Source organism: Streptomyces sp. bgisy100 (assembly GCF_057709105.1).
The window spans coordinates 71,404-96,350 of sequence record NZ_JBYITE010000005.1 but is presented as its reverse complement, the minus strand read 5'-3'; the positions used below and the strand labels follow the sequence as shown (position 1 = coordinate 96,350).

General features: G+C 74.2%; 21 protein-coding genes. 11 read left to right on the top strand and 10 right to left on the bottom strand.

Annotated features, from left to right (window positions below; genetic code table 11):
* The first annotated feature begins 233 nt into the window (after positions 1 to 233).
* From AC3EQ1_RS05490 to AC3EQ1_RS05480, 3 genes are all read left to right on the top strand, one after another.
* A complete protein-coding gene (locus AC3EQ1_RS05490; RefSeq protein WP_432093114.1) occupies positions 234 to 956 on the top strand; it encodes a phosphatase PAP2 family protein in 723 nt (240 codons plus the stop codon).
* A gap of 18 nt (positions 957 to 974) precedes the next feature.
* Entirely contained in the window at positions 975 to 1,679 is a 705-nt protein-coding gene (locus AC3EQ1_RS05485; protein ID WP_432093113.1) for an HAD family hydrolase, read from the top strand.
* 438 nt (positions 1,680 to 2,117) lie between these two features.
* Positions 2,118 to 2,930 (top strand): TetR/AcrR family transcriptional regulator, encoded by an 813-nt coding sequence (locus tag AC3EQ1_RS05480; RefSeq protein WP_432093112.1) that lies wholly within the window; start codon positions 2,118 to 2,120, stop codon positions 2,928 to 2,930.
* On the opposite strand, the gene AC3EQ1_RS05475 is transcribed toward AC3EQ1_RS05480, so the two are convergent.
* Complete coding sequence (locus tag AC3EQ1_RS05475; protein ID WP_432093111.1) at positions 2,899 to 4,380, bottom strand: LVIVD repeat-containing protein; 1,482 nt, start codon at positions 4,378 to 4,380, stop codon at positions 2,899 to 2,901. The genes AC3EQ1_RS05480 and AC3EQ1_RS05475 overlap by 32 nt on opposite strands.
* A 186-nt stretch (positions 4,381 to 4,566) precedes the next feature.
* Between AC3EQ1_RS05475 and AC3EQ1_RS05470 the strand changes: the two genes are divergently transcribed.
* Positions 4,567 to 5,349: a DUF305 domain-containing protein gene (locus AC3EQ1_RS05470; RefSeq protein ID WP_432093110.1), complete on the top strand. Its 783-nt coding sequence runs from the start codon at positions 4,567 to 4,569 to the stop codon at positions 5,347 to 5,349.
* Between the two features lie 97 nt (positions 5,350 to 5,446).
* Complete coding sequence (locus AC3EQ1_RS05465; protein ID WP_432093109.1) at positions 5,447 to 6,826, top strand: FAD-dependent oxidoreductase; 1,380 nt, start codon at positions 5,447 to 5,449, stop codon at positions 6,824 to 6,826.
* Between the two features lie 169 nt (positions 6,827 to 6,995).
* On the opposite strand, the gene AC3EQ1_RS05460 is transcribed toward AC3EQ1_RS05465, so the two are convergent.
* Positions 6,996 to 8,207: an acyltransferase family protein gene (locus tag AC3EQ1_RS05460; protein WP_432093108.1), complete on the bottom strand. Its 1,212-nt coding sequence runs from the start codon at positions 8,205 to 8,207 to the stop codon at positions 6,996 to 6,998.
* A gap of 33 nt (positions 8,208 to 8,240) precedes the next feature.
* Positions 8,241 to 8,924, bottom strand: coding sequence for a TetR/AcrR family transcriptional regulator (locus AC3EQ1_RS05455; protein ID WP_432093107.1), 684 nt, complete (start codon positions 8,922 to 8,924; stop codon positions 8,241 to 8,243).
* Between the two features lie 662 nt (positions 8,925 to 9,586).
* On the opposite strand from AC3EQ1_RS05455, the gene AC3EQ1_RS05450 reads away from it, so the two are divergent.
* Complete coding sequence (locus AC3EQ1_RS05450; RefSeq protein WP_432093106.1) at positions 9,587 to 10,669, top strand: WD40/YVTN/BNR-like repeat-containing protein; 1,083 nt, start codon at positions 9,587 to 9,589, stop codon at positions 10,667 to 10,669.
* An 84-nt stretch (positions 10,670 to 10,753) separates the two neighbouring features.
* Here the strand turns inward: AC3EQ1_RS05450 and AC3EQ1_RS05445 are convergent, their stop codons facing one another.
* Together AC3EQ1_RS05445 and AC3EQ1_RS05440 are read right to left on the bottom strand one after the other, a co-directional pair.
* Positions 10,754 to 11,431, bottom strand: coding sequence for a uracil-DNA glycosylase (locus AC3EQ1_RS05445; protein WP_351507096.1), 678 nt, complete (start codon positions 11,429 to 11,431; stop codon positions 10,754 to 10,756).
* A 482-nt stretch (positions 11,432 to 11,913) separates the two neighbouring features.
* The gene (locus AC3EQ1_RS05440; protein ID WP_432093105.1) at positions 11,914 to 12,621 is read right to left on the bottom strand and encodes a hypothetical protein; all 708 of its coding nucleotides are present in this window, start codon (positions 12,619 to 12,621) and stop codon (positions 11,914 to 11,916) included.
* A gap of 215 nt (positions 12,622 to 12,836) precedes the next feature.
* Between AC3EQ1_RS05440 and AC3EQ1_RS05435 the strand changes: the two genes are divergently transcribed.
* Both AC3EQ1_RS05435 and AC3EQ1_RS05430 read left to right on the top strand, forming a co-directional pair.
* Positions 12,837 to 13,835, top strand: a complete 999-nt coding sequence (locus AC3EQ1_RS05435) for an N-acetylglucosamine kinase (RefSeq protein ID WP_432093104.1) — start codon at positions 12,837 to 12,839, stop codon at positions 13,833 to 13,835.
* A gap of 588 nt (positions 13,836 to 14,423) precedes the next feature.
* Positions 14,424 to 15,353: a sirohydrochlorin chelatase gene (locus tag AC3EQ1_RS05430; RefSeq protein ID WP_432093103.1), complete on the top strand. Its 930-nt coding sequence runs from the start codon at positions 14,424 to 14,426 to the stop codon at positions 15,351 to 15,353.
* 86 nt (positions 15,354 to 15,439) lie between these two features.
* Here the strand turns inward: AC3EQ1_RS05430 and AC3EQ1_RS05425 are convergent, their stop codons facing one another.
* Entirely contained in the window at positions 15,440 to 16,636 is a 1,197-nt protein-coding gene (locus tag AC3EQ1_RS05425) for a nitric oxide synthase oxygenase (protein ID WP_432093102.1), read from the bottom strand.
* Positions 16,637 to 17,225: 589 nt separating this feature from the next.
* Between AC3EQ1_RS05425 and AC3EQ1_RS05420 the strand changes: the two genes are divergently transcribed.
* The 3 genes from AC3EQ1_RS05420 (at position 17,226) to AC3EQ1_RS05410 (ending at position 20,189) form a co-directional block, all read left to right on the top strand.
* Positions 17,226 to 18,728 carry an FUSC family protein gene (locus AC3EQ1_RS05420; RefSeq protein ID WP_432093203.1) on the top strand — a complete coding sequence of 501 codons (1,503 nt, stop codon included), beginning with the start codon at positions 17,226 to 17,228 and terminating at the stop codon, positions 18,726 to 18,728.
* Positions 18,729 to 18,938: 210 nt separating this feature from the next.
* Complete coding sequence (locus tag AC3EQ1_RS05415; protein ID WP_388854656.1) at positions 18,939 to 19,424, top strand: Lrp/AsnC family transcriptional regulator; 486 nt, start codon at positions 18,939 to 18,941, stop codon at positions 19,422 to 19,424.
* A gap of 78 nt (positions 19,425 to 19,502) precedes the next feature.
* On the top strand, positions 19,503 to 20,189 hold the full coding sequence (locus AC3EQ1_RS05410) for an HAD family hydrolase (RefSeq protein ID WP_432093101.1): 687 nt from the start codon (positions 19,503 to 19,505) through the stop codon (positions 20,187 to 20,189).
* A 222-nt stretch (positions 20,190 to 20,411) separates the two neighbouring features.
* On the opposite strand, the gene AC3EQ1_RS05405 is transcribed toward AC3EQ1_RS05410, so the two are convergent.
* Genes AC3EQ1_RS05405 through AC3EQ1_RS05390 form a run of 4 tightly spaced genes read right to left on the bottom strand, consistent with a single transcriptional unit; the run spans position 20,412 to position 24,872 of the window.
* A complete protein-coding gene (locus AC3EQ1_RS05405) occupies positions 20,412 to 20,957 on the bottom strand; it encodes a Pycsar system effector family protein (protein WP_432093100.1) in 546 nt (181 codons plus the stop codon).
* Positions 20,954 to 21,904: a hypothetical protein gene (locus AC3EQ1_RS05400; RefSeq protein ID WP_432093099.1), complete on the bottom strand. Its 951-nt coding sequence runs from the start codon at positions 21,902 to 21,904 to the stop codon at positions 20,954 to 20,956. The genes AC3EQ1_RS05405 and AC3EQ1_RS05400 overlap by 4 nt, the downstream gene beginning before the upstream one ends.
* Positions 21,901 to 23,982 (bottom strand): hypothetical protein, encoded by a 2,082-nt coding sequence (locus AC3EQ1_RS05395; RefSeq protein WP_432093098.1) that lies wholly within the window; start codon positions 23,980 to 23,982, stop codon positions 21,901 to 21,903. The genes AC3EQ1_RS05400 and AC3EQ1_RS05395 overlap by 4 nt, the downstream gene beginning before the upstream one ends.
* Positions 23,979 to 24,872, bottom strand: coding sequence for a hypothetical protein (locus AC3EQ1_RS05390; protein WP_432093097.1), 894 nt, complete (start codon positions 24,870 to 24,872; stop codon positions 23,979 to 23,981). The genes AC3EQ1_RS05395 and AC3EQ1_RS05390 overlap by 4 nt, the downstream gene beginning before the upstream one ends.
* Positions 24,873 to 24,947: the final 75 nt, after the last annotated feature.

Here is a 24,947-nt window from a genome sequence, read left to right as displayed (position 1 = left end):
AGAGCCTTCCCGCCCCCGGAGCAGGTCAGGATTCTTCCGTTCGGCGCGTTTCTTCCGTTCGACGCGCGGGACCGGTCCTGCCGTTCGAGGTCCGGCCGCAGGCGGCACGCGACGTGGTGCGGAGCCAGGAAGCGTGAACGACCGGCCGTCACCGCTTGCCTCCCCACGATCACCCGGGCCGGTCCGGGCGCCCGACTGGCCAGGCGTTCGGGCCGTCCGTCAAGATCTCCCCCATGGATGCGCCGCCTCTCAGCCCGCCCGACGGCCTCAGCACCCCGTCCCGTCCCGGTGCCCGGTGCCTGCTCTGGACGGCGGCGCTCTGCGGTCTGCTGAGCGGCGTGCTCCTGGTCCTGGTGGTGGCCGACTGGGCGCCGCTGACCGCGACCGACCGGGACGTCGCCGACGATCTGCACGGCTCGGCGGTGCGCAGCCCCGGCTGGACCCGTACGAGCCGGATCCTGACGGACTGGTTCTGGGACCCGTGGACGTTCCGGGCCCTGCTGGTGGCCGCCGGACTGCTGCTGCTGTGGCGCGGCTTCAGGGTCGCCGCGCTGTGGCTGCTGCTGGTGACACTGGCCGGGTCCGCGCTGCAACAGGGCGTGAAGTTCGCAGTGGGGCGGGAGCGCCCGCAGTGGCCTGACCCGGTGGCCACCGCCCACTACACGTCCTTCCCGTCCGGCCATGCGATGACCGCGGCCCTGGGCTGCTGTCTGCTGCTGTGGCTGCTGGTGGCCTGGGGCGTGCGCGGCCGGTGGCTGCGCGCCGCGGCGGCCGTCGCCGTGGTCTCGGTCCTGGGCGTGGGCTTCACCCGGCTGTATCTGGGCGTGCACTGGCTCTCGGACGTGCTGGCGGGCTGGCTGCTGGGGGTGGCCCTGGCGGCGCTCGCGGTCGCGGTGCTCCCCCGGTGCCAGGCCGTGGCGAACCGGCGCAAGGTGCCCTTGTCCGGCGGGGAGTGAACCCGGGAGGATCGCCCCATGGCGATCAAGGGCGTGCTCTTCGACTTCTCCGGGACCCTCTTCTGTGTCGAGTCGACGGAGTCCTGGCTGCGGGCGGTGACGGTACGGGCCGGCCTCGCGCTGCCCCAGGACGAACTCCTGCACTGGACCCGGCGGCTGGAGTGGGCGGGCGCCCTGCCCGGCGGGGTCGCCCCCCGGATGGTGCCGGCGCATCTCGCCCAGCTGTGGGCGGACCGCGACCGCAGTGCGGAGCTGCACCGCGCCGCGTACGAGGGTCTGGCCCGCGAGGCGCGGCTGCCCTGGCCGGAGCTGTACGGCCCGCTCTACGAACGGCACAGGGAGCCCGCAGCGTGGGCCCCGTACCCCGACACGGCCGAGGTGCTCGAGGCGCTGCGCGCCCGGGGCACGGGGGTCGCCGTGGTCAGCAACATCGGGTGGGACCTGCGGCCGGTGTTCCGTGCGCACGGTCTGGACACCCTGGTGGACACCTTCGTGCTGTCGTACGAGCACGCGGTGCAGAAGCCGGATCCGCGGCTGTTCTCGGTGGCCTGTCACGCGCTCGGGGTGGCGCCGCAGGACACGCTGATGGTGGGGGACGACCGGCGCGCGGACGCGGGCGCCGCGGCGCTGGGCTGTGGCGTGCACCTGGTGGACCACCGTCCGGTGGCGGACCGGCCGGACGCCCTGCGCCGGGTCCTTGACCTGGTCGACCGGGCGGACTGAGGCCCGGGAAACGGGGGACATGGAACGGGGCAGGCGGTGCGGAGCAGATAGCGGTGGCGCCGTGCGGCCGGGGACGGCCGGGCGGGCCCGTGCCGACGGCTGTTTTGCGGCCGGAGGTTTTCCGAGGCTCAGGGGTGGTCCGGGGGCCGAGGGTGTTCCCCGGGACGACAGCACTGGTGATGGCGCCGTGCGGTCCCGTCGCGGGGCGTGGTGCGGAGGCTGTCACAGGGCCTCGGCAGGCGCTGCCCGGCGGACGCGGTGCGGTGCTCCGGGTGCGGCACGGGGGCGACGAGGACGGCTTGAAACCGCCGTTTCGGACGATCCCCCGCGTCGCCCGAAACGGCGGCAGCCCTGGTAATCCGCCCCTCGAGCAGGGTCGGACGGCCATGGGCGGGCTCAGTATATTGGCTCGAAGCCAGTCAACGCAGGAGTTACAGCATGTCCCCGCGCAGCGCATCGGTCAATGAAGAGTTGCGCCGACGTTCCCGGGAGCGTCTGCTGCAGGCCACGGTGGAGTTGGTGGACGAACGGGGCTACGAGGCGACCACGCTGGCCGACATCGCGGACCGGGCCGGCTCGGCCCGTGGCCTGGTCTCGTACTACTTCCCGGGCAAGCGGCAGCTGCTGCAGTCGGCGGTGCACCGGCTGATGCATCTGACGCTCGCCGCGGCACTGGAGCGCGAGCCGCGGACCGAGGACGGCGAGGAACTGCTGGCCCGCGCCATCGACGCCGTCCTGGGCACGGCCCGCGACCATCCGACGCTGATGCGGACCCATATGGCCGGAATCCTCGCGGCCGAGGGGTTCGTCCAGTGCCCGGAGCAACAGCAACTGGCCGCCCTGCTGCGCGGCACCGTGGTGGCCTACGGCTCCGCCGACCCGGACACCGACTATCCGCTGCTCCGGGCGCTGCTGATGGGCGCGGTGGTGGCGGTGCTGCTGCCGGGCGCCCCGATGCCGCTCGGGCGGCTGCGCGCCGAGCTGTTCCAGCGGTACGGGCTGGCGTGGGAGCGCGGTGCACCACCGGAGGGGCCCGGTGGGCCGCTGGACGGTCCCGGCAGGCCGCCCGGCGGCCCCGGTGGGCGATCGGGCGGGCCCGGTGGGCCACCGGGACTCGGTGTGCCGCCGGAGGGGCCTGATGCGCCACCGGGCAGGTCCGGTGTGCCACCGGGCGGGCCGCCGCCCGGTGGCACCTCGCCGCTGCCGGCGCAGGGTCCGGTCAGCGGTAGTCGGGCTGCGTCTGCACATTGAGCCGGGACAGCCGGACGCTCTTGGCGCTGTCCGTCCGCGGGTCGTCGACGCGCAGCACATCGAGGCCCTTGACCATGTCGTTCGAGTAGATGTGGCCGTTGTAGTAGTACGCCGACCAGGAGCCGCCGCCGACGAGGGTGCTCGTGGAGAGCGGTCCGCGCTCGAAGTACCCGATCTCCCGGGGCTTCGCGGAGTCGGTGAAGTCCCAGACCGAGACGCCGCCCTGGTACCAGGCCTGGACCATGATGTCCCGGCCCTTGGCGGGGATCAGCGAGCCGTTGTGCGCGACGCAGTTCTCGGTGGCGGCCTGGTGCCGGGGGATCTTGTAGTAGCTGCGGAAGACCAGCTTGCGCGCGTCCCCCTTGCCGACGATGTCGTAGACGCCGTCGGCGCCGCGGTCCGGGCCGACCTCGGCGTTGCAGGTCGCCGCCCCGCCGCCGCCGAGCTCATCGGTGAAGACGACCTTGCTGCCGCGCTCGTTGAAGGTCGCCGAGTGCCAGAAGGCGAAGTTCACGTTGTCCTGGACCCGGTCGAGGACTCTCGGCTCGGCCGGCCGGGAGATGTCCAGCAGGATGCCGTCGCCCATGCAGGCGCCCGCGGCCAGCTTCAGCGTGGGGAAGGCGGTGATGTCGTGGCAGCCGGTGGTCTTGGAGACACCGGGGTTGACGGGGCCGCCGGGGTTGCCGCCGTCCGGGAAGAGCACCGGGAAGCCGACGACGGCCGCCTTCTGCGGGGCGTGCCGCGGCACCTTGATGACGGAGATGCCGTCGTGCGGGGGCCGGCAGTCGGGGAAGGACTCGCTCGGCGAGTACGAGGAGACGTAGACGTAGACGTCGCCCCGGTCCGGAACCAGGGTGTGGGTGTGCGAGCCGCAGGCGGTCTCGACGGCAGCGACGTACTTCGGGTTCTTCTTGTCGCTGATGTCGAAGATCTTCATGCCCTCCCAGGAGGACTTCTCGGTGGCCGGCTGGGCGGTGCTGGCACAGGAGTCGTCGCTGCGGGAGGAGTCGGTGGAGAGGAACAGCAGGTCGCCGGAGACGGACACGTCGTTCTGGGAGCCGGGGCAGAGCACCTGGCTGACGGTCCGGGGCTCCTTCGGGTTGCCGATGTCGAAGATCCGGAAGCCGTCGTAGTTGCCCGCGAAGGCGTACCGGCCCTGGAAGGCGAGGTCCGAATTGACCCCCGGGAGCGCGTCCTTGGGGATGTTCCCGAGCGGGGTGACGTTCGAGCTGTGCACGATCTCGTCGACGCCGGGCAGGTCACCGCGCGCGATCGCGGCCTCGGTGCCGGCCGAGGAGCTCCGGCTCACCGGCTTCTCGACCGGAGCGCCGCCGGGGTCGGGGACCGCACCCGCCGGGGCCGCCGCCAGGACCGAGGCGAGCAGACCGAGGGCGGCGGCCGCCACGCCGAGGCGTCTGCGCCGTACACGGGGATGGGGCAAAGACGTCACTGCGTCCTCCCTTGAGTCCGTTCGGAGTTGAACGGTGCTGGCCGCAGTATCGCCCTTCGCATGTACATATCAATAGACTCGGGGGCAGCAGTCGGACAGCTCTCCGCGACCGGAAGTGCGCACCGTCGTGACAGGACCGTCTCCGACCGGCCGGTTCCGCCGGTCACGCCGACCCGGGAGGTCGCTGTGCCCCACCGCCGCAGCACGTCGCACGTCCGCGCCCGGACCGCCGCCCTCGCCGTGACAGCCGTGCTCCTGGCCGTCGGCGGGTGCGGGCCGGATGACGACGCGGGAGCCGCCGCCGGCCGGCCCTCCGTCGTGGCCCCGGGCCGGCCCGGGGAATCCGCCCGGACGCTCTCGGCCGAGGAGGCCGCGCGGTCCGTGCGGCACGACCGCCCCGGCACGGCCGACTTCGGCTATGTGCACCGCATGATCGAGCACCACCGGCAGGCCCTGGTGATGACCCGTCTGGCGCCGGACCGGGCCCACTCGGGGAAGGTCGAACGGCTCGCGGAGCGCATCGCGGCGGCCCAGGGGCCCGAGATCGGGGCCATGGAGGGCTGGCTGGCGACGCACGGGAGCGGGAGGAAGACTTCCGGCCACCAGGGGCACGGCAGCAGCGGCGCGGACGGGAAGAGCCACCAGGGGCACGGGGCCGGCGGGCACGCGGGCGCCGGTCACCGAGCGCCTTCCGGCCGGGCGGGGCACTCCCACGGCCCGGGCGACCACGTCGGCATGCCCGGGATGGCCTCGGAGCGGCAGCTCGCAGCGCTGCGCGCCGCCCGGGGCCGGGCCTTCGACGCGCTCTTCCTCCGGCTGATGATCACCCATCACCAGGGGGCGGTGACCATGGCCACCGAGCTGCTGTCCCAGGGCAGCGACGTGCTGGTCGAGGAGATGGCGAACGATGTGATCGCCCAGCAGTCGAGCGAGATCAACCGCATGCGGGACATGGCGAGGACCCGTTAGACGATCCGGAGCAACCGGCGGGCGCCACGCGCCGGGCGCCTCCCGCCCCCGCCTTCCCGGTGCCATGCTGGAGACGTCCCTGCGGGAAGGAGCCGCCGTGCTGCGTGTCGCCGTTGTCGGCTCGGGACCGAGCGGGGTGTACACCGCCCAGGCCCTGGTCGAGCAGGAGGCCGTGCCGGACGTGCAGGTCCACGTACTGGACCGGCTGCCGTGCCCGTACGGGCTGGTGCGCTACGGCGTCGCGCCCGACCACGAGAAGATCAAGTCGCTGCAGAACACCCTCCGCAGGGTGCTGGAGCATCCGCGTGTCGGCTTCCTCGGCCATGTGCGGGTCGGAGCCGACGGATTGTCCCCGGAGCGGCTCCTCGGGCTCTATCACGCCGTCGTCTACTGCGTGGGCGCGGCGACCGACCGGAGGCTCGGCGTCCCCGGGGAGGATCTGGCGGGCAGCTTCTCGGCCACCGAGTTCGTCTCCTGGTACAGCGCCCATCCGGACGCCGCGCCCCGCGGGTTCCCGCTCGGTGCCCGCTCCGTCGTGGTGATCGGCGTCGGCAACGTGGCCGTGGACGTGGCCCGCATCCTGGCCCGGGGCGCCGACGAACTGCGGCCGACCGACGTGCCGCAGGCGGCGCTGGGCGTGCTCGCCGCGAGCCGGGTGACCGATGTGCACATGGTGGGACGGCGCGGGCCCGCCCAGGCCAGGTTCACCACCAAGGAGCTCCGGGAGCTGGGCACGCTGCCGGGCGCCGATGTGCTCGTGGACCCGGCCGAGACCGCCCTCGACCCGGCCGTCACCGACCTCTCGGAGCTCCCGGCGGTCTGCCGGCGCAATGTGGAGGTGCTGCGGGACTGGGCCGCCCGGCCGCCGCGGGGCCGGGACCGCCGCATCCACCTGCGATTCCGGCTGCGGCCGGTGGCGCTGCTGCCGGCTCCGGACGGGGAGCGGGTGGCCGGGGTGCGCTTCGAACGGACGGTGCCGGACGGGCAGGGCGGGATCACCGGGACCGGCCGGTTCGAGGAGATCGACGCGCAGCTGGTGCTCCGGTCGGTCGGCTACCGGGGCGTCCCGCTGCCGGGGCTGCCGTTCGACGCCGAGCGCGGCACGGTCCCCCATACGCAAGGACGGGTGCTGCGCGACGGCCGGCCCTCCCCCGGTGAGTACGTGGCCGGATGGATCAAGCGGGGGCCGACGGGCGTCATCGGGAGCAACCGGCCCTGCGCCAAGGAGACGGCCGCCGCCCTGCTGAGCGACGCCCCCGTACTGGCGCGGCGGGTGGTGGCCGAGGACCCGGTGGCGGCGCTGCGCGGCCTGGGCCAGGAGCCGGTGGAGTGGCGCGGCTGGCAGGCGATCGAGGCGGCCGAGGCGGAGCTGGGGCGGTCGCTGGGCCGCGCCTCGGTGAAGATCTCCGACTGGGCGGGGCTGCTGGCGGCGGCGGGCGAAGCCCGGGATCAGACCTCGCCGAGCGGAGCCCTCTGACGGCCGGCGGTTTCGGCCAGCCGTGCGGGGTGTTCCCCCGCACGGCACCGGACATCAGGTCCCTGCCCAATAGCCGTCCCCGCCCCGGCCGGGCTCGGGCCGGCCGAACGCCTGCGCCTTCCTGGCCCGGGCCGTCAGCCGCGCGGGACGGCCCGGCTGACGGCCACGGTCACAGGACACGATCGGCGCGCGGAAGCGAACGGACCGCATAGGCGACGGCCCAGCACAGCGGCAGGGCCAGGGCGGCGACGAGCGCGAACTTGGCGGCTGCCGGGGCGTGCAGGCCGCGGAAGGCGAAGCCCAGCCCGACGAGCACCGGCGCATGGAGGACGTAGACGGCGAAGGCGTGCCGGGACAGGAACCCGGCGACGGTCCCCTGCCGGTTGAGACGCTCACGGAAGAGGACGGTCAGACCGAGGACGAGCCCCACGGCGAAGGTCGACTCCCACGCGGCCGCGACCAGCGACTGCCAGGTGCCGTGCCCGTCCAGCGCCGCGCCCTTCACCGTGGTGACGAACGGGAGGTAGGCGAGCGTGGCGACGGTGGCGACGGCGAAGCCCGCCCGGCCCGCGGCCCGGGAGAGCGACTGCGGCCAGCCGCGACGGTGGGCCAGCACGCCGAGGACGAAGAAACTCGCGTACTGCGGCATGAAGTTGGGGGTGGGCAGGCCGAGGACGGGGACGTAGGTGTCGGTCGGGACGAGGAAGCGCCACAGGTAGGTGGAGAGGGCGAGCGCGACGGTGAAGACGATGACGGCGAGCGGCCGCGGGGGGCGCGGGTCCCGCACCGTCTCCCGCCGGGCCTGCGCGACGGAGCCGGAGAGGCGGCTCGAGGCACGACGGCGGACCAGCGCGTAGAGGAGGGCGAACACGAGGAGCACCTCGACGAACCACAGCGGCCCCGCGTCCCAGCTCAGCAGGTAGTACACCCCGTAGGGAAGGGACTCACCGCGCTCGGCGAAGGTCGCCCGCAGGTCGGCGTACCCGCCGATGTCCGCCAGGGGACGTACAGCCAAGAGGAAGGCGAGCAGCGGCAGACCGAGCCGCTTGAGGCGGTCCCGGACGAAGGGTCGCGCGCCCTTGCGGTCGTAGGAGGCCGGCGTGAAGTACCCGGCGATCATGAAGAAGAACCCCATGAAGAACGCCTGGTTGAACATCACGAGGACGTCCAGGAGAAGCCCGGAGCCGTCCTCGGCGGGCTCGGTGTAGTACCAGGCGGGGATGTTGCCATAGGTGACGGCGGTGTGGTGCAGCACCACGAGCGCCGTCAGCGCGATCCGCAGGTTGTCGATGTAGAGCAGCCGCGGGCGCTCGGGCCGTGCTTCGGCGGCCGGCTCGGGCCGGGCCGCGCTGACAGCCGCTTGTTCCGGAATTGCTGTCATGGAGGGTTCTTCCTGTTCACTGCTGTTCTTCGGTCACTGCTGTTCTTCGGCCGGTGCGTTTTCCGCGCGCGTCGCGCGCTGGAAGATGCCGGCCAGTTCGCGGGCGTGGGCGGCCAGATCGTGCTCGGGGTGCGCGCTCCAGTACGCGAACATGTCGTCGATCCCGGCCTGGAGCGTGACGGCCATGACGCGGACGTCGAACGGGCGCAACTCCCCGCTTCGCTGCCCGTCGAGGAAGGCGTTCTCCAGCCGGACGTAGAGCGGTTCGCTCGACGCGACCCCGTAGCGCGGCGCCCCGTCATCGGTACGGAAGTGGTGGAAGATCTCGCCGAGCGCGATGAGCTGGGTCCGATGGCCGAGCATGTACTCGGCGACCGACTCGATGTAGCCCCGCAGCCACGTGGTGGCCCCGGACCGGTCGTCCAGCCGGCCCCCGACGAAGGCTCCGATCTCCTCGTAGACCTGCTCGACGAGCCGCTCGATCAACTCCCCCTTGCCGGCGAAGTGATACGAGATCACACCCTTGCTGATCCCGGCCCGCTCGGCGATCCGCGCCAGTGAGGCCTTCGCGAACCCGAGTTCCGCAATGGTCTCGACGGCGGCGGTGACGATCTGGGCGCGGCGCGCCCGCTCGATGAACGAGCGTTCCGGCTCCCCGCCCTTCCGCTCGTCCTTCCCCGCACCGGTCCGGCCGCGGGGAGCATTTTTTGACCGCATGGCCAAAATTCTAAACACATGGCCAACTGCTGTCCAAACAGCTCCCGTTGGCTCTCGATGACGTCTCGGCGGTCGAACGGCTGCCCCGAACTGCCCCTCTGTCCAGCGGCATTCACTCCGACGGCTCCCGCAGGTGCCCGCCGGGACTCCGCGGGCCGTTCCTGCCGGTGTTCCGGACGCCGCGCGCGGGCGGGACGGGGGAAGGGCCCGGGACGGGCCGGGACGCACCGGGACCGGGGCCGGGGCCGGAGCCGGGAGCCGGAGCTGGGGACGGGGCCGGGGACGGGGCCGGGGACGGGAGGACCTTCGGGGAGAGCGGCGCGACCGGGCGCACCGCTCTCCGCCACGGGCGGTGGCAGGTACCGGGGGAGGATCATCGAAGCGGGACGGGCACGGGGCGGGGCCCCTGCCCGCGGAGATCGTCGGGGGCGGGCGGGCCGGTGCCGCGCCGCCGGGGCGGGAGCTGCTGGGCCCCCTCCCCGCGGCGCCTGCCCCGCGGCACGCGAGCCGGGCGGCCACGGTGGCCGCGCGGTGGCCGCGGTGGCGGTGGCAGTATCGTCGGGCCGCCTGACCTGCGCGGACGACGAGCCGGGCGCCGTTGTCGGTGCGGGGGTGCAGACTGGCCCGTACTGGAGACAACGGCGTCCCGGAGGTGGTCGGTCATGACCGACGTTCTGCTCGCAGTCGGCACCCGGAAGGGGCTCTTCGTCGGCAGACGGAGAGACGGGGCCTGGAGCCTCGACGGCCCCCACTTCCCGGCTCAGGCCATCTACTCGGTCGGCATCGACACCCGCCGCTCCGCGCCCCGGCTGCTGGCCGGCGGGGACAGCGCGCACTGGGGGCCCTCGGTGTTCCACTCCGACGACCTCGGGGCGAGCTGGCACGAGCCGAAGCAGCCCGCGATCCGCTACCCCGAGGACACCGGCACCTCCCTGGAGCGGGTCTGGCAGCTGCATCCGGCGGGGCCCGCGGCGCCCGGCGTGGTGTACGCGGGCACCGAGCCCGGGGCGCTGTTCCGCTCCGAGGACTGGGGCGAGAGCTTCGAGCTGGTGCGGCCGCTCTGGGAGCACCCGACGCGGGAGGACTGGCAGCCGGGCGGCGGCGGGCTCGCCGTCCACACGGTCGTCACGGACCCGCGGGACGCGGACGCGGTGACGGTCGCGGTGTCCGCGGCCGGGGTGTACCGGTCACGGGACGGCGGGGAGAGCTGGGCCCCGTCCAACTCCGGGGTGGAGGCGGTCTTCCTGCCCGATCACTTCCCGGAGTTCGGGCAGTGCGTGCACAAGATCGCTCAGGACGCCGGGGACCCCGACCGGCTGTATCTGCAGAATCACTGGGGCGTCTACCGCAGTGACGACTCCGGAGCCGGCTGGACGTCGATCGGCGAGGGCCTGCCCTCCGACTTCGGCTTCTCCGTCGCCGCCCACCCGCACCGCGCCGACGTGGCCTACGTCTTCCCCATCACCGCGGACTCGGACCGGGTGCCGGCCGGCCGGCGGTGCCGGGTGTACCGCACGGAGAACGCGGGGGCCGACTGGCAGGAGCTGTCCGCGGGCCTCCCCGAGGAGCCGCACTACGGCACCGTGCTGCGGGACGCGCTGTGCGTGGACGACTCCGACCCGGCGGGCGTCTACTTCGGCAATCGCAACGGCGAGCTCTTCGCCAGCGCGGACGACGGCGACAGCTGGAGCCAGCTGGCCTCCCATCTGCCGGACGTGCTCTGCGTGCGGGCCGCCGTGGCGTGACACCGTGCGGCCGCCTGCGGACAGGTGCGGTCCCGGCGCCGTGCAGGCCCGCCGACTCAGGGCAGCCAGCTCAGGCCCGCCGGCTCAGGGCAGCCGCCAGTCCACGGGCTGGGCGCCCTGGCGGATCAGCAGGTCGTTGGTGCGGCTGAACGGCCGTGAGCCGAAGAAGCCGCGGTCCGCGGACATGGGTGACGGATGCGCCGACTCGATCGCCGGGAGGTCGCCGAGGAACGGCCGCAGATTGCGGGCGTCCCGCCCCCACAGCACGGACACCAGCGGCTTGCCCCGCTGGACCAGAGCGCGGATGGCCTGCTCGGTGATGTCCTCCCAGCCCTTGCCCCGGTGCGCACCGGGCTTGCGGGGAGCGGTGGTGAGGGCCCGGTTGAGCAGCAGCACGCCCTGCTTCGTCCAAGGGGTCAGGTCGCCGTTGGAGGGGCGGGGCAGTCCGAGGTCGGTGTTGAGCTCCCGGAAGATGTTCTCCAGGCTGCCGGGCAGCCGCTGCACCTCGGGAGCCACCGCGAAACTGAGCCCGATGGCCATGCCCGGGGTCGGATACGGATCCTGGCCCACGATCAGCACCCGCACCTCGTCGAAGGGCTGCTGAAAGGCGCGCAGGACATGGGCTCCGGCGGGCAGATAGGTGCGGCCGGCGGCGATCTCCGCGCGCAGGAAGTCACCCATCTCGGCGACGCGTCCGGCGACGGGCTGCAGGGCCTGTGCCCATCCGGGCTCGACAACTTCGTTCAACGGTAGTGCTGCCACAGGGGATCACTCTACTGGCGTACGGAGCGCGGTCCGCCGCTTCCGGCACACCGGGTGAACGTCTTCCGGCCACGGCCGTGCACACGGCGCCGTGCCCGCGCCCCCGCGCCCCGGCACCGGGGAGAGGTCACCGGCCGTTGCCGCGCATGCGCTTCGCACCCGGGTCCCACCTACGACCGCCCACGCCAACACAACGCCCACGCTCGGCGGCCCGCACACGGCTGGGCGGCCGACTCGGCGACTCGGCGACTCGGCGACTCGGCGACTCGGCGACTCGGCGACTCGGCGAACGACCGTACGCAACGAGTCGCAGGGTGGGCAAGCCGGGCGGGGCCGTCGGGCACGGGGGTTATGGAGAGGGGGCGTTGCCGGGCCGCCCCCGCGAGGCGCCGGGAGGGCTTCAGGGCACGCGAACCCTTCCCTAACTGCGATGGTGGAGCGCCCCGCCAGAGAGCCGGCTCCACCACCGCATCCGGGGGCCTCTACTGGTGCGCGCTGAGCACGCCACCGGCGCTGAGCACGATGGACACGCCGTTGGAGACGAACCCGATGTCGTGCTGGTTCGCTTCCACCGTGTCGTCCGCGTCGCCGCTCTCGCTGAAGAACTGCGCGCGGTAGTGGAGGTCGCCGAGCTTGGTGACCTTGACCGTCCAGCCGCCCTCGATCTCGAAGGTGCCCGGTCCCTGGTGTCCGCCGCCCATCCAGGAGTTGACCTGGCCGTCCGACGTGAGCACGACGAACATGTCGTTGGCGTCGAGCCCGTCGTCCTGCTGCTTCGCCTCCATCGTGGCCAGGACCGAACCGCGGGCGACGATCTTGGCACGGTAGTGCTGGGGGCCGACCTTGGTGATCTCGGCCTTGCTGACGCCGTCCGCCAGGCGCTGGGTGCGGACCGGGGCTGCCGCCTTGCCGCCGTTGGCGGTGGGCGAGCTGCCGGACTGCTTGCCCCCGGAGCCCGCCTTGGTGCCGACCTCGGCACCGGCATCGGAGCTCTTGTCTCCGGCGGAGGAGCCCGCGCCGCTGGACTCGGCGGCAGCTGAGCCCTGGTCCGTGCGGCCCGCGGGCTTCGCGCCGGCGGTGTCCGAGCCGGAGCAGGCGGTCAGGGTCAGGCCGGCGGCCGCGGTCAGGGCCAGAGCGGCCATGCGCAGGCCGCGGCGACGAGCGGTGCGGACAGTGGTGCTGGAGCTCATTTCAGGTCCCCCCGGGTCAGCTGGTGTCGTTGTTCCTCGGTACGTCATCCACTGTGCTGGGGGCGGCTATCGCGAAGCTGCCACTCCCCTAACGTCCGGCTAACACGGGGAAGGCAGCCGCTGCGGCCGGGGAATCCGCCGAGCCGCGTTCCTGCGCTTAGGCTGCGGTCGTCGCCCCCTTCCGCTTCCTCCTCTTCTCACTTTGGAGCCGGGTCATGAGGTCACCCCTGTCCCCGTGGGTCCTCGGTGTCGATTCGGGCGGTTCGGGGATGCGCGTCGCGATCGCCCGGCCCGACGACGGCCGGCCCGTCGCCACCGTGGCCTCCGACACCCCCGCGCGCATCGGCCCGGCCGGTGTCGACGCCGGCCACTTCCTGGAGCTTCTGCTGCCCGCGGCACGTGAGTTGCTCAGCAGCACCGGCGCCGACGGACCGCCGTCCGCTGTCGCCGTCGGCGCGGCGGGCATGGCGACGCTCGGCGACGAGCTGCGGGCCCGGCTGCCGGGCGCCCTGGCGGACGCGCTCGGGGCCCGGCGGCTGGCGCTCGCCGCCGACGCGGTGACCGCGTACGCCGGGGCGCTCGGGCAGCAGGCGGGCGCGGTGGTCGTGGCGGGCACCGGGCTCATCGCGGTCGGTACGGATCTCGGCCCGGCCGGGCGCGGCTGGCGGCGGGCCGACGGCTGGGGACATCTGCTGGGCGACTGCGGCAGCGGAGCCTGGATCGGACGGGCGGGTCTGGAGGCGGCGCTGCGCGCCCACGACGGCCGGGCGGGAGGGTCGGCGGCTCTGCTGGCGCGGCTGGAAGCCGTGTTCGGTCCGGCGGCGGGCATGCCGGGGCTGCTGTATCCGCGTGCCGACCGGGCCGCCGTACTGGCCCGGTTCGCTCCCGAGGTGGGCCGGTGCGCCGCCGAGGACCCGGTGGCGGGGGCCGTTCTCCGGGAGGCCGCCCGGTCGATCGCGGAGGCGGCGGCCGCGGTCCGTCCGGAGGCCGTGGGGTGTCGTCTCGCCCTCACCGGCGGGCTGTTCCGGATGGGCGAGCCGCTGCTGGCTCCGCTGCGGGAGGAACTGGCCCGGCAGCTCCCGGATGCCGAGCCGGTGGAACCGGCGGGTGACCCGCTGGACGGGGCGCTGGGGATCGCCGCGGCGCTCGCCTCCGGCCGGCTGGCTCTTCCGGTCGACTCCCGGATGCTGCAGGTGACGGGGGGTGTGGGGTAGAGCGGGGGCGGGGTGCGTCGTGAGTGCGGGGTGTGGGGTGCGGGGCGGGGGCGTCGTGGTGAGTGCGGGGACGGGTGGGTCGCCCTGAGTGCGGGGTGCGGGGTGCCGGGTGCCGGGTGCGGGGTGCGGGGTGCCGGGTGCGGGGTGCGCAGCGTCCTGGGGGTGGAGCGCGGTGCGTCGTGGGGGCGGGGACGGGGCCTCCGGGGTGGGGGGTTCCGGAACGTATATTTACGTGCCTGGCGGCCCACAAATACACGGCAGCTTCCGGCCCCCCCCACCCCTGCGGCCCCGTCCCCGCCCGCCGGTGGCCCTCTCCAGGAGCCCGTCAACGTGACGCCCTGGCCCGATGCGGGCGTCGTCCCGTTGGAGATGCGCGGCACCTCATCTTGCTGGAGCGGCAAGGGCTCGTGCGGTGACGCTCTGCCGTGCGAAGTAGCGCGGGGATGCCGGGCGTGGCCGGTTGTTGTGGGTACGACGGGGCGCAGGGGTGCGGGCGTTGATCGAAGCAGTGGATAAATCGGGACGACCGACGCACGCTTGCCCCCTCCCCGAACGGCCGAGCCCGCAAAGGGATTAACATGCGGCGCCATGAGCACCCCCACAGGGCCGGCGTCCGGCCTGCCTGTACGAATGCCGCGTCCCCGCCAGCCAGGGCGACACCGCAAACCGGAGCCGGTGGCGGCTCCCGAGGGTGCGCCCGCGCTCGTTCTCGCCGTTCCCGGCACTCCCGGCCCCGATACCCGGAGCCTGGCCGAGGAAGCGGTGAGCATCGCGCGTTCCGAGCTGCCCGGCCTGGACGCCCAGATCGGATATGTCGACGGCGACGACGCGGAGTTCCCGTCGCTGGGCGCGGTGCTGGCCCGCGCCGCCGCCGACCGCACCGCCCGGGCCGCCGCCCGGCAGGAGGAAGGAGCTGAGCCCCCCGCCCGCCGGGACGACGACGGACCCGTCGCGGTGGTCGTTCCGCTGCTGGCCGGCCCGGACAGCGCCCTGATGCGCCGGATACGCCAGGCCGTCATGGACAGCCGCACCGCGGCGGAGCTGACCGATGTCCTCGGTCCGCACCCGCTGCTGGCCGAGGCGCTGCACGTCCGGCTGTCGGAGGCCGGGCTCGCGCGCGCCGACCGCGCCCGTCTGTTCACGGTGGCCACCGCCGCGGACGGCATCATCCTCGCCACCGTCGGTGGTGAGGAGGCGGTGCAGGCGGCCGGTATCACCGGCATGCTGCTCGCCGCCCGTCTGGCAGTGCCGGTGCTGGCCGCCGCGCTGGACATCGACGGCTCGGTGGCCCGCGCCGCCGACCAGCTGCGCGGCTCCGGCTCGGCGCAGCTGGCGCTCGCGCCGTATCTGATCGGCCCGGAGGTCGCCGACGGTCTGCTGAAGGCCGCGGCCGACGAGGCCGGCTGCTCGGCCGCCGAGGCGCTGGGCTCCTACCCGGCGATCGGCAAGCTGGCCCTGTCGCAGTACGCGTCCGCGCTGGGCATCACGCTGCAGAACCAGAGCGCCGGAGCCCGCTGACAGCCTTCCCCGAACAGGCTCGTCCGCACGGCTCCCGGGCCGGAACCCCGCATCGGCGGGGTTCCGGCCCGCTGTCGTTCCCGGGCTCAGCCCGGGTACTCGCCCCGGGCACGGGCGCCGGCCCCGGGGCTGTGGACGAACGCCGGACGGCGCTCGGTGGAGTCGTAGGTGCGGTGGAAGACCGGGGTGGTGGCCCCGGAGAGCGGCGGCACGATCCACGACCAGTCGGCGCCCACCTCCCGGCCCCGGCACCGCTCCCGGTCGATGTGGGTGAGGAAGCGCCGGGACTCGGTGTGGTGGTCGGTGATGGTGACCCCGGCGCGGTCGAAGGAGTGCAGCACGGCCCGGTTCAGTTCGACGAGCGCGCGGTCCTTCCAGAGCGAACGGTCCGTCGAGATGTCCAGGCCCAGCCGCTCGGCGATGCGGGGCAGCAGGTCGTAGCGGTCGGTGTCGGCCAGGTTGCGGGCGCCGATCTCGGTGCCCATGTACCAGCCGTTGAAGGGCGCGGCAGGGTAGCGCACGCCGCCGATCTCCAGGCACATGTTGGCGATCGCCGGGACGGCGTGCCAGCGCAGCCCCCATTCGGCGCACCAGCCGGCCTCGGGGTGCTCCAGCGCCACCTCCAGCACCGCGTCGGGCGGGAGGGCGAACCACCGGGGTTCCTCGCCGCGCCCCTGGAGGACCAGCGGGAGGATGTCGAACGGGGTGCGTGGGCCGCCCGGCCAGCCGAGCCGCAGGGCGAGCGCGGTGATGCCGGTGTTGCGGGGATCGCCGTGCGCCAGGGAGCCGCCGGGGCCGTACCCGGCGTAGCGCACGAGCTGTTCGCTCCAGATGCGGGGGCCGGGGCGGCCGGGCTCGTCCGGCGCGAAGACGGTGATCAGCGGTCGGATCCGGCCGCCGTTGGCCGCGAGCCGCAGATGGGCGACGCACTCCCGGGCCATCGACGCGGCGTCGTCGAGCTGCCGCAGGTCCCTGACCTGGAGCGCGCGCCAGTACAGCCGGCCGATGCAGCGGTTGCTGTTGCGCCAGGCGACGCGGGCGCCGAAGGCCAGCTCGTCGGGCGTGTGCCGGTACGTCCCCCGCTCCTCGATCTCCGCACGGACCTCGGCGAGACGTTTCTCCCCGTCCCCGGCGCGGGGCTCCTCCCGGTGGTACAGCCGCAGGAACTCCTGGGCCTCCTGCCAGACGGACCCCGTTCGGGGGCCGGGCCGGGGGCACCGGCGGAGCGCTGCCGGAGGCCGGCCGCGGGCCTCGTCGCGGGGGTTCGGCCCGGTGCCGTACACCCCTGCCTCTCCCCTGTCCGCACGGCGTAAGTACCTCCGCATGACCCACCCCCAGGCATACCGTTCGTCGGCGCGATGCGGCCGGGTTACCCCTCGTGCGGGCTGATCCACCCTGTTCTTGCACGGTGCATCTGCCCGGGGCACGGGCCGTTGCGCGGCGCCGCAGGTCGGGACGATGCGTGGGGGCGCATCGGGGGGTGTTACGGCGGCGCGCCGGGCCGGGCGAGCGCCGCTTCGGGCGCGGGCGGGCGCGCCGGGCCGGGGCGGGGTCGACGCGTCGGCTCCGGTTGGCGGGTGCGGGCCCGTCCGGGGGCCTGCCCGGGGCGGGCCGGGGACGTCGGATCCGGCCCGCGCGGAGGTTCCGGTTCCAGAGCCGTTGCGGCCCCGGTCCTGGCCCGATGGCTCATTTCGGTCCAGCGGGAACGCCTCCGGATTGGGCCATTGGCCCAGTCGTTTCGGACTCCCTTGAGCCAGCGGGTGGCCGAATGCTTTCATGGGGGCGTCGATGGCGCTGCGGGATTCCGCGGCGCCTTTTTCTTTGCACGTTCCATGCAGGGCGGAAGGGGAGCCGGAAGCAGTGCTGAAGAGGATGTTCGTGGCACCGGATCCGGGCCGGGTGCGGCTGCGCACGTCGGCGCGGGCGGTTCTGGGCGTCGCGCCGGCCGCGGCCGCCGCCGGTCTGGCCGGTCAGTCGGTCGTCGCGGCGATCGCCGGCGGCCTCGCCGCGCTGCTGGCGCTCTTCACGGTCACCGATGCCACGGTCCGCGGGCAGGCGGTCACCACCGCGCTGCTCCCCGTGGCGGGCTTCCCGGTGCTGGCCCTCGCGGCGGCGCTGCACGACCACACACTGATCCGCGACACCGCCTTCCTGGCCGTCGTGTGGGCGGGGGTGTACGCCCGCCGGTGGGGCCCGCGCGGGCACGCCCTGGGGATCTTCGCGTTCATGACGTTCTTCATGACGCAGTTCCTGCACGCCGTCCCGGCGCAGCTGCCCGAGCTGTACCTGGCCGTGGCCCTGGCCCTGGTGGTGTCCTCCGTGGTCCGGTTCGGCCTGTGGTGCATCGAGCGCGGCAGCCCGCCCCCCGCGGCGCCCGCGCCCCTGACCGCCCGGGGCATGGACCGCCCGACCACCCGCCAGGCGTTCCAGTGCACCGTGGCCTGCGCGCTGGCGCTCGGCTTCGGGCAGCTGGTGTCCGACGAGCGCTGGTACTGGGCGGTGGGCACGGCGTGGTGGATCTTCGTGAACACGGCGTCCCGCGGCGAGACGATGGTCCGCGGCTTCCGCCGGGTCGTGGGCACCCTGGCGGGCATCGCCGTGGGGATGGTCGCCGCGGTGCCGCTGCACGGCGCGGCCGTGCCGACGGCCGTCCTGGTCGCCGTCTGCGTCTTCGGGATCTTCTACACCGCGGCGCCCTCGTACAGCTGGATGATGTTCTTCGTGACGGTCATGGCCAGCCTGCTGTACGGGCTGCTGGGCGTCCTGCACCCGGGCCTGCTGGCCCTGCGTCTGGAGCAGACGCTGGTCGGCGCCTTCGGCGCGGCCGTCGCCATCGCCGTCGTCCTGCCCATCACCACGCATGCGGCGACCGACGCCTGGATCCGTCGCGCCCTGGTGTCGGTCCGGCACTGCACGGCGGAGTCCGCGCGCCGGCTGTCCGGGGACGCGTCCGCCGACCCGGGCCCGCACGCCGCCGAGCTGGAGCTCCTCCTGGGGAAGGTGCGGGTCTCGCTGGCGCCGCTGCTGCATCCGCTGAGCCCGCTGCGCGAGCGCCGGGGACGGGCCCGGCGGGTCATGGCGCACCTGGACGACTGCGTGCTGCAGGCCCGGGGGCTGGCGGCGGTCGCCGCAGATCCCGACGCCTCGCACGACGCCCGGCTGACGGCCGCCTGCCAGCGGGTCGAGGCGGCGCTGCACACGCTGGCCCCGACCGGGGAGAGCCCCGTCGCGGCGGGTGACCCCGCAATGACCGCGCCCCGGCACCACCCGGGCGCCGAGCGGGCCCTGGCGCATCTGCACGACCTGGAGAAGGCGCTCGCCGGGCTGGCCGCGCCGCTGCTCGGCAGCCCGCGCCCGCCGCTGGCCGAAGCCTGAACCGCAGGCGCAGCGGGGACCTGACCGGGTCGCGCCGCCACCGGCACCGACCGGGCCGGCCGGACACCGTCGTCCGGTCGGGCGTCGTCCGGTCGGGCCGCCGGTGCCCTCGCGCGGCCGGGCCGTCGGTACAGTCGGCGGCAGCTCTCCCGCACCGGCCCGCGGGACGCCCCCACCCCGTCCGTCCTCGTCGAACGGAGACCCCCGCCCATGGCTCCCGTGGATGCGCTGGACGCCCGCATCCTGCGGCTGCTGCTGGAGCAGCCGCAGACCAGCGTGCGGGAATACGCCCGGCTGCTCGGGGTGGCCCGGGGCACGCTGCAGGCCCGGCTGACCCGGCTGGAGCGGGACGGGGTCATCACCGGCACGGGCCCCCGGCTCTCCCCCGCGGCCCTCGGTCACCCGGTGCTGGCCTTCGTGCACATCGAGGTCACCCAGGGGCACCTGGACGAGGTCGGGGACGCGCTCGCGGAGGTCCCGGAGATCATCGAGGCGTACTCGATCACCGGTGGCGGTGATCTGATGACGCGGGTGGCGGCCCGGGACAACGGTCATCTGGAGGACATCATCCAGCGGCTCATCCAGCTGCCGGGCGTGGTGCGGACCCGTACCGAGGTCGCGCTGCGGGAGCGGGTGCCGTACCGGATGCTGCCGCTGGTCGACGCGATCGGCCGGGCGGCGGCGCGGCCCCGCTGAGCCGCCGGCCCGCCCCGCCACGGTCGGGCGGTCGCCGGCCGGGCGGAGCGGCCCGGGGCGGCTTGGCATGCTGGGGGCATGAGCTCCTCCCGCGGACCCGCTGTGATCTTCGACCTCGACGGCACCCTCGTGGACAGTGAGCCGAACTACTACGAGGCGGGGCGGCGGCTGCTCGCCGAGTACGGCGTCACCGGTTTCACCTGGGAGCAGCACGCCCGGTTCATCGGGATCGGCACCCGGGAGACCCTGGAGGCGCTGCGCCGCGAGTACGCCATCGAGGCGCCGGTCGAGGAGCTGCTCGCCGGGAAGAACCGGCACTATCTCGCCCTGGCCCGGGAGTCGACCGAGGCCTTCCCCCGGATGCGGACGCTCGCGCACGACCTGCACGCGACCGGGATCCGGATGGCGGTGGCGTCGGGTTCCTCCCGTGCCGCCATCGAAACCGTGCTGGCCTGCACCGGCCTGGCCGGGCTGATGGGGGCGGTGGTCTCGGCGGAGGAGGTTGCGCACGGCAAGCCGGAGCCCGACGTCTTCCTGGAGGCGGCCCGGCGGCTCGGTGCGCCGCCCGCGGACTGTGTCGTCCTGGAGGACGCCCCGCCCGGCGCGGAGGCAGCCCACCGGGCAGGCATGCGCTGTGTCGCCGTTCCGTATCTGCCGTCGACCGCCGGGGCACCGGAGTTCGGCACGGCGGGGCTGCTCTTCCCGGGCGGCCAGGGCGAGTTCGACGCCCGGACCGCCTTCGACTGGGTGACCTCGCCGGACTGATGGCAGGGGTCACCGGCCTGCGTCCGGGCAATCCGGCGTCGGGCAGGGCTCCGTCACCGCAGCTGGTGTTCCTTGCCGCACGGGGCCCGTCGGAACCGTGCACACGCTCCGGGCGCACGGCGGTCCTGGGCGGCCCGCCCGGCTCCGCGTTCCGCCCGGTGTCCCGGCCGGACCGGATCCGACCGGGGCACCGGTGCGGTCAAGCGCCCGCGGTCCCACGGCTCACGCCGCGGGGGCCAGGGCCGCGACCATGGCGGTCACCGCGGGCAGCAGCAGTAGCACCGCCCACCGGACACAGCGGTTCTTGAGGTGGGCGACCCGGCTGGTGCCCGCCAGGGCCCGCTCCAGCCGGGCCCGTGGATCACCGCCGCACCGGACCAGCGCGGCCGGCAGTCCGGCCTGCTTCTCCGCCCGCACCACGTCCTCGAAGTAGGCGAGGACCTGCGTGCCGTCGCGCAGCGCCGCGGCCCGGCGCGGCACGAGGGCCAGCAGCAGGACCAGCAGGGCCGCCGCCGTGGTGGTCAGGGCGCTCCACCACAGGGGCAGCGTCCAGGACGCGGCGTCGGGCCGCCGCATCAGCAGCAGGCCGAACAGAGAACCACTGGTGGCCAGCAGAACGGCGGCCTTGCCGTCGGCGCGGCCGATTTCGAGCTGGTTCTGTGCGATCAGCTCACGTGACAGCGCGGCGACGGTGCCTCCCGGACCGTCCGGGGGGCGGCTCCGGTACCAACGGCCCGTCCCTGCCGGGGTGTTCGCCGGGCGGCTCACCGGGACTCCCGGTGCGTTCCGTTCATCCCGTTCATGCGGTGCGCTCCGTCCGGGTCGGCGCCGGCCTGCATCCGGTCCAGCGTCTCCTGGCCCTGCGGCACCCCGATGTCGCGCAGCACGTGCGCCAGCTGCGCCCCGACGAAGCCACGGTCGCCCTCCGTCAGGCCCTGCAGTGCCGAGGCCAGCGACCGTTCCCAGCCGTCCCGGTCGCTGAGCAGGTCGCGGTGGGTCACCGTCCAGTCGAGCACGTCCTTCGCCTGGTCGGGCCGGCTCATCAGCCAGAGCGCGGCCAGGCCGACGGGGCCGCCACCGATGATGTCGCGGTAGAAGCGGAACGCTTCGCGGTGCGCGTCGCCCCAGACCGAGGGCAGGGGCAGTGCCGTGCCGGTGGCGGAGTCGCTCATCGGCCCTGGCGCGGTCCCCGTGAACCAGTAGGCGATGCCCGCGCCGTCGATCATGTGCTCGTGCCCGTACGGGCCGCCCGGGGCCGCCCCGGACCACGGCGGGGCCTGTCCGTCCCGGCCGGGACCGTCGGGCGCCGTCCCGTGGTCGCCGATGTGCTGGGCGATCCACCGCGGCACATACTCCTCGGTGACCTGGCTCCGGACGACGCCGGCGGGGTCGCTCACCCGCCAGCCCACGCCGTAGCGGGAGAATTGGGGCACCGCCGACGTGCCTGTGGGGACGTCCACCCAGGCCGCCCGCTCCGCGAGCGAGACCCGGCACACGCAGGTGAACTCGCGGCGCAGCACGGCAGACAGGGCCGGGCGCGGGTGGAACCAGGGACCGGTGCCGCGCGGCGGCTCCGCCCGGCCCGCGCCATTGTCGGCCAGGAACACCAGGGCCCGGTCGTCCCGGGGGAACCAGCGGTGCCGCAGCAGAGTACGCAGCAGATGCGAGGGGCGCAGCATCGCCGCCGGCAGTTGCTCGACGAGGGGCTGGTTCATGCGGACTTCCCTTCGGGTGCGGTGGTGCCACGGTTCCGGTGGCGGGTGAGGAGGAAGGAGATGACGCCGCGGTGTCCGGCGGAGGCGTCCGCCAGCGCGCGAAGGAAGGTGTCGAAGGCGGCGCGGCGAGACAGGGCGGGATCGCGCTCCACGGCCGCGAGCCCCTCGGCCGCGGCGGTCCGGGACGCCGGAGCGTCCAGCGCCGCGACCACCAGTGGCAGGGCCAGGTCGGGGTGGCCACCGATCACGTCGGCCAGGGTCAGCTTCCGGGTGGCCCGCCGGTGCGGTTCGGGGAAGCTGCTGAGGCACAGCGCCTCGGTCACCTGCGCGGCGCAGGCGTGCCGGAGGGTGCCGTCGGGCGCGGCCAGCCACTCGGTGATCCGGCGCAGAACGCTCCGGTGGTTGGTCTCTTCCCCGAGGAGGACGCCGAGAGCGAAGACGACCGCGCCGCGCAGTCGCGGTTCGGTGCCCTCGTCGGGACCGTCGAGCACGGTGTCCAGCAGATTCAGCGCGGCGGCGGGCCGCGCCAGGCCGTAGCTGCCGGCACAGGTCTCGGCGACGGTGCAGCGGCGGTTGACGTCCCGGACGCCGGCCCACTGCCGTAGTTGCGCCTGTACGCCGCTCATCAGCTCGGCGTTCTGGGCGACTTCACCGAGGGCGTACGCCGCGAGCCGACGGCGCCACCGCTGGTCCGCCTCGGCGAAGGTCTGGAGCTGCCGCAGGGCTTGCGGGCCGGTGGCGTGCACGAGCACCCTGCCGATCGCCCGGCCGGCCGCCAGGTCGGCTCCCTGCTGGTAGGGCAGAGCGTGCAGGCCGGTCCAGAACAGCTCCGCCATGCCTTCGTGTTCCAGCCACATCCGTCGCAGCACCGACTCCGCCCGGTGCCTGCCCCGGAAGGCGACAGGCTGCGTACGGTGCCGGTAGCGGCCCGACGAGACGATGCGCGGCGGACCGGGTTGTGCTCCGATCTCGGCGCAGCGGTCCTCGAAGGCGGGGCCGAGCAGATCGGGGCGATCCGCCGGGGTGACGGCCGGTGGCGGGGCGGCTTCGAATCGTGGGGCGAGCGCCGGTGCCATGGCGGCGCGTTCGGTGAACAGGGTGCGCAGCGTCGCGGCGAACTGCTCGATCACCGTGCGGTCCAGGCCCTCCAGCAGGGCCACCGAGGCGGTGAGTGCCAGTTGATCGGCCCGGTCACGCATCCCGTCCAGCGCCGCGTGCGCCTCCTGCACCCCGCCGAGGCGGAGGTTCTCCAGGGCCGTGGCGACGGTCCGCCCGGAGGTCACGACTTCGAGCAGCTCCTCGGCGACGTCCACGCCGACGGCGGGCAGGGGGAACGTCCCGAGGTACCGGCGGAACTCGGACCGGTCCAGGTGCTCCAGTGCGAGGGGGAGCAGGTCGGGCGCGAGCCGCCGCTCGGCCGCCAGGGCACGCAGCCGGTGCAAGGCGACGTCGTAGGGCTTCGGCGGAATGTGCCTCACCTGCCAGGCGGTAGTGTCGGCCGGCAGGCGGAACTCTGCCGCCACCGTGACGACCAGGAAGGATCCTGCCTCGCGCAGTCGGTGGCACAGCGCCCGCACCGGGACCTCGCCGAGCTTGTCGGCCACGTCCGGGGCGAGCCACCTCAGCAGATAGCCTCGGCCAGGTCCCGGCTGCCATGCGGTGAGGTCCTCGGCGGAGTTGAGTCCGGTGATGCGGTCCGCCCCGCACCGCTCCTGGAGCAGCGCGAACGCGGTGGTGCCGGCCCCCGCGCCGCGCTCCGCGGCGAGGAACAGGAGGTGGTGGCCCAGCGCCTCCCGGCACCTGGCGTACGAGGTGGGCTGGGCGAAGCCCAGCAGTCTGCGGGCGACGTCCTCCGCCGGGTACGGGCCCTCCCTGAACTCGGGGCGCAGGACCACCTCCGAGACGGAGTCGTCGCGGGGTTCGGGGCCCGCGTGGTAGTGGAAGTCGCCTCCCACACCGCCCACCACGGCCACCCCGTGCCCGACGTGCTGCCGGTTCCGGTACCCGTCGGCCTCCGGCGCAGCCGCGCCCGGGCCCTCCGGCCGGGCGTCGAGGAGGGTGCTCGGCTCGTCGCTCATCGGCGGTCCCCCGCGCCGCCGGTGTGCTTGTCGCCGGAGACGTTGTCGCCGCTGCCCCAGTGCTGGTTCGTTCCGTGGTGGGTCGTGGAGCGTCCGGTGTAGCTGAAGTCCCCGGCGATATCCCCCATCAGTGCGACGCCTTCGCCGACGTGCTGGGCGTTGCCTCCGTGACGTTCGGCGGGAGGGCTCGCGGGGGTCTCCTCCGTCGCCGGGGCGGGCGGCGTCTCGCGGGCGGGGAGCCCGGCTCCGAGGAGGTTCCCGGACGGCGACGGGATGTACAGCCACGCCCGTTGAGCGAAGGACTTGCCGTCGACGGTGGCCGGTACCTCGATGCAGCGGTCGGGGTGCAGGCCGGTGTAGCCGCCGAGGACGACGTCCTCGTGAACCCGGTGCGAGATGATCGCGGCGAGGTGGGTGGTCTGCTCGCTCGCGGCCGCGAGGATCGCCTTGACCGGGCGGGAGTCCAGCAGCCGGTGGGTGTCGTTGCGTGCGGTGCCGTTGCCGTCGCCCGGGCCGCCGTCGTCCGGGAGCGGGCCGACGTGCACGCTGGCCCGCAGCCGGATGCGCGGGCCGACGGTGCGCTGGTTGTAGGCGCCGAGGACCTCGTCGAGCACCCCGAGGAAGGGCCAGAGGACGAACGGGAGATGGACGGGGTCGAAGCCGAAGACGATGCCGTCACCGGTGCTGGCCGGGAAGCGCTTGGCGTCCTTGAGGCCGGACAGTCCGGTTCGTTCGAGCGACTGGTCGACAAGTTCCGGGATCAGCGCGCTGACCGGTCCGTGCAGTACGGCGGGCAGGCCGGTGAAGTCCTTGGCGTCGACGGCGAACAGGGCCCGGTACGCGGGCAGCGGCCTGCTCTCGGCATGGGGCACGGGCATGGTGGTGGGCATGGGACGCTCCTTCACGGGACGGGGCGGTGCGGTGCACCGCAGGCCGGCTCGTGTCGAGCATCGGCGAGCGTCAGC